Source organism: Meridianimarinicoccus marinus, assembly GCF_040689105.1.
GTDB lineage: Bacteria > Pseudomonadota > Alphaproteobacteria > Rhodobacterales > Rhodobacteraceae > Meridianimarinicoccus > Meridianimarinicoccus marinus.
On the sequence record NZ_JBFBVU010000051.1, the window covers coordinates 1 to 11,556 of the forward strand.

Annotated in this window: 2 protein-coding genes; both read left to right on the forward strand. The window is 58.3% G+C overall.

Annotated elements, in window-relative coordinates:
- The first annotated feature begins 610 nt into the window (after positions 1-610).
- Positions 611-10,903: a cadherin-like domain-containing protein gene (locus AB0T83_RS19445; protein ID WP_366194871.1), complete on the forward strand. Its 10,293-nt coding sequence runs from the start codon at positions 611-613 to the stop codon at positions 10,901-10,903.
- A gap of 236 nt (positions 10,904-11,139) precedes the next feature.
- On the forward strand, positions 11,140-11,523 hold the full coding sequence (locus tag AB0T83_RS19450) for a hypothetical protein (protein WP_366194872.1): 384 nt from the start codon (positions 11,140-11,142) through the stop codon (positions 11,521-11,523).
- Positions 11,524-11,556: the final 33 nt, after the last annotated feature.

Sequence of the window (11,556 nt, forward strand, 5' to 3'; positions counted from 1 at the left end):
GAACTTATGGTCGGCCATAAGGTCGGACTTAGCACCGACGCTGAAACCCCGTCAGACGGCCTCCACCGGAGGGATACGTATTTGCCGTCATGTGGCATATCATTTTCTCAATGAGAATTGCGGCGCGTGAACAACGCCATGCTTTGCCGGCCCTCAGGGGCCATCACCAACTTTCAGCTATATCTCCGACGCATCAACTGGCGGCTTGTGCTTCTCGCAGGTCCACCCTACGGACGTGGCCAATTACCGAAACCAGCTGACCGAACGCGGCGAGCGTCCGAGTTCAGACGGTGGCCTCAGCGCCTCGACCATCCGCCACCCCGCCACCTTCGCCTTGAACTCGGGGGGGGCGTTTCCGTTTCGACGTCTCTGATCTCTTTCTTGTCGAAGATCAGCCAACCGCAGATCCTAGCCTACGACAGCGTCCGAATTTCGGGGAGCAGCTCAAACCGGCCAGCATTTACTCCGCCCCAGAGCCAGGCTTTCACGCCGCTGCTGACACAAAAAAATTTCAAGACTTGGGAAAACTCTGTAATGATGTGACCTAGGGTGGATACCTCTGGTCCTTTTGAGTTCTTTGCTCTGCTCTTTCTGCACATGCGAGGATTGAATGGCCAAGAAGAACACCACCCTGAATTTCGCCGCGACCAACCAGTCGCTCTGGTCCCCGGGTGAGGCCTTTGACGGCTTCCTAACCACAGGCGACCTTCTGGTATACGAACTGCCGAGCCTTGAAGAATTCATCGGCGTCAGCAAGTTCAACACCAACATCGGCGCAACAGCCTATATGGAAGCCCGGTTCGGGCTGGTGGCCTGGGCCGATATAGGTTCGACCGGAAGCTGGCAGGCAGACTACGACATCTCGGTCGACATCGATCTGCCCTACGCTGTCTATGCTGCCGATCAGATGGTTTTCGACTTCTCGGACTACTACGTGGTCTCGGCCGACATCAGTTCGATCGGCTTTGGCAACGCCGAATCCGATGATCCGGAAAAGCTGGTCACCGCAGGTCTGGACCTGGTTGCAGAGTTCAAGGCAGGTCTGAAGGGCATCGGATTTTATGGTCCCATCCCCGGCGGCGTCGACAATTTCACTTTTGGCAACATCCCTCTGATCGATCTCGACCTCGGCGGCCCGTTGTTGGACGTGTCCATTGATAAGCCGACGTACAATGCAGAAGTTGAAGGTTGGGGGATCGAGTTCTATCTGGGGCTACCCACCGGCGCAGACACCGAAGGCTCTTCCGAGGGATCGGGCGTGGTTTCAGGGAGTGGTGTCTCGGACACGCGCTTTGCAACGCTGGATGCCGATCTGGACAACATCCTGACCGAGCTGTTGGGCTATATCAAGAACCCCTACGTTGCAGCGGGGGTCAAATTTCTCGAACGGGTCGTTTTCGCGGAATATGAGTGGGAAGTCGGGGGCGGTGACATCGAGTTCTCGTTCACGATGGTTGACGTTCAAGGGACGATCGGGGTCGCTCTGAGTGAACAGGTCAAACTGGACATTACAGAACCGGGGCCTTCGATTGTCCCGGATGTGAACATTGCACTGACAACGGACAATGGCACTCCCAACGATCCGAAAGACGACACAACGGTGTACGGCAACCTTGGCGACGTGCTTAGCCTGACGGCGCCCGCCGTCGGGTATGGCAACGCGCTTATCACAGCTGAATACTCGGTAGGATCAGGCGTATTTTCGCATTCAGTGGGTCTGAACGTAAATTCCAAGATCACCATCGATATCCTGAGCGGCAGCTTCGGCGGCGATCTTGTGCCCGGATTCCTGGAGTTCGATTTCGGTCCGGTCTGGGATTATGAATTCCCCGAAGGCGGTTACGACATCGATATCGATGGTCTGTACTATGATTCCTTTCCTGTCAGCGGTTCGATCTTTGGAACCCAGACAGAAGTCTATGACGTCTTCTATGCGCACCGAAATCTTGCCCCAACCGGTTGGGACAGAAGTTTGCCCTCTGCCGAACATGCGGCCTACGGGTTCATCGAGGCGGGTTTTCAGGCCAGAACTGCCGCAGCGGATTCCTTTGATCCTGGGAATGCCTATCTCAAGAAACCTACGCAGGCAGAAGTCAGCGCCGAGGATGACTTTGTCATCGACTACTCCAACGAGACCCAGAAGGTTCTGTTCACCTGGGCAGGCGCGATCACATGGGACTCGGTCACTCTGAAATACGGCAACAAAAGCCGCGTCCTGATCGCCCCCGATGCTGTTGAAGGTGTCAATCTGACCCCGGTACGGGCTGATCTGAATATCACCTTGCCGCAATCAAATCTGACCACCGGTGTTTTCCTGAACCACGACAGCGGCATTCAATCGCTTTACGACGGCATCTTCGCGTCGCGTTTCGCGGACTCGTACACCTACGAATACAACGGGAAAACCTTCACATCCCGGAACGTGGCCAATGTCATCGGCGGTGTGCGCGGGGACGTTCTGGTCTATTCCTATCACGACTTCGCGGACGCAGATGGTCAAGGCGGCGAGTTCTTCGACGGTGGGGGCAACGAAAACGATTCCCATGACCTGTTCGTCGCCAACCTCGCGACCTGGGGTACCGGGGTGTATTGGGATCTGCCGAATTCGATCCTGCGCGACAATGATGGCGACCCGAATACAAAGGGCGGTGTCACGCTGGAATATGCCGGCGAATCCATTGACGTCATCAACGTCGAGGCCATGGCGATCCTGACAGGAAATCAGGATGACTATATTGTTGCGGGGACCAAAAGCGATGTGATCCTGACCAATGGTGGGGATGATATTGTCAAGCTGGTCTACTTTGTCCCCAATGGGCCTGCAGGCATGCAACCGGTTGATATTGAGGACGACTATGTGCGTCTTGGTGCTGGCGATGATGTGGCCATCGTTGAACTGGGCAACATTCCCAATCCTGGGGCGAAATTCACCGACTACATCTTTGGCGGCACTGGCATTGACAATGTGTTTGTACGTTCAGGCGTGCAGGGACTGCGCTATGACATGTTTGATGACACCCTCGCCGGCTATGTGTTCGGCGGAGAAGGTATTGGTGCAGACGATACCCACGCAAATTTCAGCACGCTTTTGCAATACTATGGCGCAAATCTTGAAGATTACGCTGACACATACGGTGCAGACGACCCCTCATTCGGGATCGATACCAATGACGACGGCAGCGATGATTTCTTCGCACCCAATCACTACCTCCTACTGAACGGTGGCTCGCAGCAAGGCCGGATCGAGATTTCGCGTGACGTTGAATACGTCAGTGTCAATGTCGACAGTGGCAGCGGTGGCGGCGACGACCTGATGGTGTTTCAGGGTGGCACCCGCTACGACGGCGGGGCTGGCAGCGACACGTTCATCGGTGATTTTCAAGCCTGGCAGTACGACAAGGGCGCGCGCGGCGGCCTGAATCTGGCGGTTTCGGACCAGGAATCCTATTTCGGTGACGTGGTCATCCGGAACATCGAACGCATTCACGTCATCGGCACAGACGACAATGACATCATCTCGGGTGGCGATGAGGATGACTATGTATTCGGGGCCTACGGCAACGACTACCTGTACGGCGGGGTGGATTCAGTTGCAGACACCCTGGACGGCGGTGAAGGTAACGATATCTTTCTGTGGCAAGACAATGGCGCGGACACGATTATCGGCGGGAACGGTGTCGATACACTGAACATCGGGGCGTTCCAAAGCCCGATCGATGCTGACACCAGTGCGTTCCAGTCCGGCGGATCGCTTGGCTACACCTTCCTTGATGACCAGGGCAACGTGTTGGGGACGGCCTTCGGGCAAATCACCACCAACCTGGCAACCCAATTGAACATTCTGGCGATGTCGTCGCAAGCGGCTGTAACCCAGGCCTCGTTCGGGACGGACAGTGTCAGCTATAGCGAGATCGAGAAGGTCAACGTCATCGGCTCGGAAGCCGGGGACGACATCCTGATCTATCAGGGCGGCAACCTGTATGACGCGGGGGAAGCGATTTCCAAGGATTTCGACCGCTTCGTTGCTGACTTCGGCTCTCAGAACGTCGGCATTGAATTCCGCATCAGCCCTCCGGGGAACTACAACGACGACGAGGGGTATCTCCTCGACAACGGGGTGTTCCTGCGCGGCATTGAAATGGCGACAATCCAGGCCGGCAGCGGTGTGGATCTGTTGGTCGGCGGTCAGTACGGCGACTATTTCTTCGGCGGCGACGGCAACGACATTCTGTATGGGTTGGACGGCAACGACCATCTGGACGGACAGTCCGGCAGTGACATCATCATCTGGGACTCCCAAGGCTACGACGACATCATTGGCGGGACCGAAGCCGGGAACTTCTATCAGAACGGTCAGCTGGTTCAGAATGTCCAGGAAAACGACAACCTGATCATCAACGGCGGCTCCGGCCATTCCCGCGTGCGTCTGCTGGATGACACCGGCGCCGACATGCTGACCATCAACCCCAAGGGCCAGGTCTGGGCCGATGGCGGTCGCGACGCGATGCAGGAACTTGCCGAGAAATCCCTGACCGCAACAACCTGGAAGTACTACAATTCGACCCCCGGAAACCCGAACAATCGCGAAGACCCCTCTCTGAAACACGTAACCTACAGCGAGATTGAAAGCGTCGATATCGCAGGTACGGACGCCTATGACGAATTGGTCGTTTACCAGAACGGTGTGGCCTATGTGGGCGGCGAGCGGGACGGTGACCAGGATGTGTTTGTCGCGGATCTGAGGGGCTTTTCCCAGGACCTGTTCCTTGATGTGACCTACGCGTCCGGGGTCGGCTACGACATTGGCCAGGGCACACGGATTGCCGATTTCGAACGGATGCACGTTCTGCTTGGCTCCGGCGACGACACCTTCATTGGCGGCGAACTTGTGGCCACTGCCTATGAAGGGGATGGCACAACCGCCCTTGCAACAGGTCAAGGCAACGTCGCCTATGGAGGGCACGGGAACGACAAGCTGATCGGCGGGCTTGGCGACGACTACTTCATGGGCGAAGGCGGCAACGATACTTTCACGCATATCGGCGGCAATGACACGATCGACGGTGGCACCGGCAGCGTTGACAGCCTGACGATCAGCGGCAGCGACGATGCGCTGGAATTGGCGGTATTCAGCGTGATGGACGGGGCGACCGCCCTGGTGAACTCGGCAGTCTCGATGGTTACTGGTGTCCCGAGCTTCACCGCGTTTACAGACTTTTACACGGTCGCCACCGATGCCTGGGTGAAGGTCACGCACGGGGCAGCTTCCGTTCAATTCACCGGGATCGAAGAAACCTTCATGTCCGGCAGCGAAGCCAATGATGTGTTGGTCGGCGGCACCGCGCTGGGGGTTCTTTTTGGCGGTGCGGGCGATGACGCGCTGGTCGGGCGCGAGGGCAATGATCTGTTGTCAGGTGGCGTCGGCGACGACGTCTATGTCTTTGGCGCGAACTTTGGCACCGATACGATCGCGGGCGAAACTGCTGGATCTTCCCGGATGTTGTTCACGGCGCACACGACGAACGACCTGTCCTTCAGCCTGGACGACATTGACCTGCTTGTGACCGCAGGCACTGACTCTGTCCGGATCATGGACTACTTCAAGGGTGATCCGACCATTGGCATGAATTTCACCTTCGAAGCCATGGATGGTGCCTTCAACAAGGATTTCTCGGGCCTTGGGGCCGTTAGTCCCGGCTCCAGCGTTGGCATCACCTATCTTGGCACGCCAGATGATGATCTGGCGCCGATGGGGACAGATCGCTCAGACTTCTTCCGCGGGTTTGGCGGAGACGACTTCTTCCAGGCCAGTGCCGGAGGGGATATATTCGAAGGCGGCGCGGGTCAGGATATTGTTTCATACCAAGAGAATACAGCAGCCATTCAGGTGGATCTTGGCACGCAAAGCGCCATCCAAGGCTCTGGCGACCGGGATCTTCTGGTGTCGATCGAGCAGATCGAAGGATCTGATCTGAACGACAGCTTCATCGGCAACAACGCCGAAAACATCTTCAAGGGCTTTGCCGGTGACGATACGATGTTGGGTGGCGGCGGGAACGATCAGCTGATCGGCGGCCACGGCAACGATTTGATCGAAGGCGGTGCAGGCAACGACCAGATGTCGGGCGGCATGGGTGACGACACGTTGCGGGGAAGCGTCGGGTCCGATTTCCTTGGCGGCGGTGCCGGCAACGACCTTCTTGAGGGCGGCGATGGTGCCGACATTTTTGATGCGGGCACAGGAAATGACACTGCCCGTGGAGGTACTGGCAACGACATCTTCACCTATCGGTCTGGCCTGGACAGCTATTCTGGGGATGCGGGCAGCGACACTGTAGACTTCAATCAACTGGATATTGCCGTTCAGGTTGATTTGACCGCAGTGGACGAAGCCGTGACCCGCGACGGTGTGGATCTGGATCCGACACTCGGTCCACTTCGCACGCTGGCACAACTGGCCACGATCGAGAATGTCCGCGGATCCATTTTCGATGATGTGATCGTCGGTGACGGACTGGCCAACCAGCTTGACGGCGACAACGGCGACGACGTTCTGACCGGCGGCGCAGGCAAGGACATTCTGATCGGCGGCGGTGGCTTTGATACCGTGGACTACAGCCTTGAAACAGGCTCGTCCGGGATTGTGCTCGACCTATTCACGCCGGGGCAGGAAACGGCTGTGGACACCCACGGTGACGATGATGTGTTGTCGGGCATCGAGAATATCATTGGCACGCAGTTTGACGACATCATCAACGGCGGTGTTCGGGACAACATCTACTGGGGCGGCGCCGGCGACGACATTCTGGACGGTGATCTTGGAAATGACGCCCTGTATGGCGAGGCTGGCCAGGACACAATATTCGGCGGTGACGGCAACGATATGCTGAGCGGCGGCGATGACGCTGACACCCTCTATGCTTACAACGGCAACGACCTGTTGATGGGCGGCGCTGGCGATGACGTTCTGGATGGCGGGGATGGGCTCGACAGCGCTTCCTACACCGACACGACGGCAGGTGTATCGGTTGACCTCAACGCCAACACGGTTGCCGGTTCCGAAATCGGGACGGACACATTGATTGACATCGAGAATGTTATCGGTGGCACAGGTGACGACTCGATGCTTGGCAACGCGTCCGCCAACACGTTCTCGTATTTCGGTGGCATGGACACCTATGACGGCGGCGGCGGTGTTGACGCTGTCAGCTACCAACAGTTCACGTCTTCGGTTCTGGTTGATCTGTCTGCCAGCAACGAAGCGCGTACAGCCGATGGCACGGCGCTTCCGTCATCAGGCCTGCGGACGATCGGACAGTTCACCAGCATAGAATCCGTCATCGGCTCGCAGTTTGATGACCATCTGGTTGGTGACGGCGGGGACAACACCCTGGTTGGCGCGAGTGGCAATGACCTTCTTGATGGCGGCACGGGTGGTTCTGACACGTTGGCTGGAAACGATGGCAACGACCGGTTTGCAGGCCGCATTCATTCCGGCGTGACCACCTATTCCGGCGGCTATGGCTCTGATACGCTTGATTATTCAGGCGCGACCGGTGCCGTGACTGCAAGTCTTGACATCGGGGATGGCAATGACATCGTCACCGAAATCGAGCGTCTGATCGGCAGCCAATTTGCAGATACCTTGCTTGGCAACGCTCTGGACAACGTCCTGAACGGGGGCTTTGGCAACGACACGATTGCTGGCGGATTTGGCGATGACCTGATTGTCTATGCCGGCGGTGAAGACATCGTCATGGGCGGTGACAGCAACGATACGCTTGACTACTCGGGCCTCGGATCTGCGATTGATGCCGATCTGTCGAAAACCACGCAATCTGTCACGACGGGCGACAGCACCGATTGGAATACAGGGGTTCAACGGGTTCTGACCACCCTGCCCGACAGCGACGTCGAAAGCGTGATCGGCACAGACTACGATGACCGGTTGCGCGGCACCGACGGCGGCAACATGTTCAGTGACGGCGGCGGTGACGATGAGGTCTACGGAGACGCCGGCAACGACGTGTTTGCCTATGGCGGTGGTTTTGACACCTGGGTCGGCGGAGCGGACAGCGACACGGCCAGTTTCTCGAATGTGGCAACCGGTGTCAGCGTTGACCTGACATCCACCGGGACCGGTGCAAACACATTGGCGACGGCCAGCGCCGCCGCAGTCGGCCTAGCCGTTCTTTCAGAGATCGAAAATGTCGTCGGCTCCCAGTTTGCGGACGTCCTGACTGGTGACGATTCCGCCAACATCCTTGATGGGCTTGGTGGCGACGATTTGATCGAAGGTGCAGACGGCGACGACATCCTTTCGGGCGGCGATGGCAATGATACATTGATCGGAGGCGCGGGTGCGGACCAGTTCGTTGGCGGCGCCGGGCTCGATACTGCAAGCTTTGCATCCGCAAGTGCACTGGTCGCGCTGGATCTCGGCACCAACCAAGGTACCCAGGGCGATGCTGCCGGAGACAGCTTTACCGGTGTTGAAAACGTCATCGGAACCGCGTTTGACGATGTGATCGCGGGTGACGGTGAAGACAACCGCCTCGACGGCGGTGATGGCGATGACCTTTTGTTTGGCATGTCCGGCGATGACACGCTTGTTGATGGGGCTGGCGATGACCAGATTGCCGGGGGCGATGGCAACGACACCCTGATCCATACCGGCGGCACAGCCAAGTTCGACGCGGGTCTGGGCGATGACGTGCTGGATCTGTCAAAGGGTCAGTCGGCTGTGGTTGTCGATCTGGTCGAAGCGCCTCTGGCCTCTGAGGGGGGGGCATCGCGCGCGGTTGCCGCGACCACCGACACGTCGAGCTGGATCCTGCAATCCGGCGGAAGCCTGAGAAATATCGTCACGATGACCTCGACAGAAGCGGTCATTGGAACGGATTTCGATGACCATCTCACAGGCAACACATATGCCAATGCCCTGGACGGTGGCGCAGGCGACGATGTTCTGGATGGCGGCGGTGCTTCTGATCGCCTGACCGGCGGCACAGGCTTTGACGACTTCACCATCAGTGCAAATGACGGCATCGTCACGATCACGGATTTCGATGTCACCCAGGACACCCTGGATCTGCGCGCCTTTGCCCAATCCGAAATCGACGCAGCGTTTTCCAATGCGGAATACGTCTCCGAGACCTTTGGCTTCGGTGATCCGATTGCACTTGAATTTGCCCGGATCAATCCTGACTTTGCTGCAATCGACTTGTCCGATCTTGCGCTTCCCGTGACGATTGTCAGCACGATCATCAGCCTGAGTGACACTCAAATCGTCCGGCTGGTCGGCGTGAACCAAACCCAGTTTGCGCGTCTGCAACTGACCGGTGCCAACAACGCGCCCCAGGTTGTCGACGACACCTATTCGGTCGGCCAAGACGGGACGCTTACGGTATCTGCCGCCGGGATACTGGCCAATGACTCCGATGTGAATGGGGATGCGCTTTCTGCCACTGTCAAAACCGGGCCAGCCAACGGCAGTGTGACGCTCAACAGCGATGGCAGCTTTACCTATACGCCCAACGTCGGGTTCTCTGGCACGGACAGCTTTACCTACATCGCAAATGACGGAACAGACGACAGCGGTGAAGCAACCGTCACCGTGACGGTTGTTCCGACAGCGCCAATCCTGACGGCCCCTGCCGGAGGCGGAACGGTCAACGGCACAAACGTAGCCGAGGACATCCGTGGCGGCGACGGTCCGGATATTCTGAACGGATTTGGCGGCGACGATGTCATCACGGGCGGCAATGGCGACGATATCATCGACGGCGGCGGCGGGTCAGACAACTTGTTTGGCCAAGGCGGCAATGATCACCTGATTGGCAACTATGCGGATGACCTTCTGTTTGGCGGCTCTGGCAACGATATTCTGGAGGGCGGCGACAGCCCGGACCAGTTGTTCGGTGGCAACGGCGCAGACACGATGGACGGCGGCAACGGTTCGGATCTGTACGTCATCGACCAATTCGACACCGTCAACGACACCGGCGCCAATGGCTACGACAAGGCTCAGATCAGCAACGCGGCGGGCATTTCGGTGTCGCTGAACGGCTGGAGTGGGCTTGAGCGGATCAACGGGTTCTCGGGCGGCGACCAGATCGACGCTTCAACGGCGGCCCAAGGGCTTTTGATGTTCGGCGATGCTGGCAACGACACACTGATCGGCGGTTTTGGCAATGACGTGTTGATCGGTGGCGATGGCAACGACACGCTGACAGGAAACGATGGCAACGACATCATGTTGGGGGCCGCGGGCAACGACACCTTCGATGGCGGTGGCGGCAACGACGTGTTCTACATCGGCGAAAGCGGTGATGTGGTCAGCGATGGCGGAGCCGGGTTCGACAAGGCAGTGATCTCGGCAACGACAGGTATTGCCTTGTCCGTTGGGTCATGGCTGAACGTCGAACGGATCAATGGCCTGACGGGCGACGACAGCATTGATGCCACAGGCATGGCGACGTCAATCACCCTGGTGGGCTCGGACGGCAATGACACGCTGACAGGCGGCAGCGTGGGAGACGTTTTCTTTGCTGGCAACGACGACGACAGGATCTTCGGGGGCGGCGGGGCCGATGCGATCATCGCAGGCGCAGGCAATGACACCTTGGACGGCGGCATCGGCAATGATTTCTACTTTGGCGGAGCCGGGGCAGATATCTTCGTCTGGACCGACAATTTTGGCCGCGACGTGGTGAAGGATTTCACCGATGGCGTCGACCGTCTGGATTTCTCGGGCCACAGCGGAGCGAACAGCATGGCCGATGTGAGCGTGACCCAAAGCGGCAATCACACGATCATCACGCTGACCACAAGCACCGACAAGGTGACGTTGGCCGACACGCTGTCCACCACGGTCACCAGCAGCGATTTCGACTTCGTGTGAGGGGACGGTCTGCATGGTCTTCTCATCGAGAACAGGGGTCCCTTGAGGAAACACTGATCAGGAACAGCCCGCCTTCGCCTCAACCTGAACATGCCCAGGCATCCGTTCATATCGACGTTCAGCGCCTGACCTGAGCACCGACTTTCCTGGACACCTGCTGTGGTGGGTTTCTGCTGCCTGGTTTCGAAGTCAACGGTCGAGAACATGCCGTTGTTCGCGTGTCTGCGCTTCGGATCGTGGAAGAGTTCGATGTTCCCGAACCCGTCCTGCCGGGCGTCGTCGCGGGCCGGGTCGGTTCGGCGTCGGATGGGTTCCCGTATCGGGAGATGGGAGAGGCTCTCGGCCACAACATCGGGTTAGCCGCCGTATCGGCCGGGACGGCGCCTGTCGACCACTTGAGCAGCGATCCCGGCCAGCGATGCACGCCGGGCCACCCGGGTCTCAGAAATCTCCTCGCGCTTATCGCGCAGATCCTCTGTCAGCTTGCAGTCGCCATGGACCTTGCCGCTGTCCGCCCAGGCCTGCCGGATCAGCTTGGTCTGGCGCGCAACCTCCTGCGCTCGGTGGCTTGCCGTTCGTATTCCTCCGGCGAGGGCCGCCTGACGGTCTCTGACTGGTGATGATAGGTCCGACTTTATACGCGACCTTACATT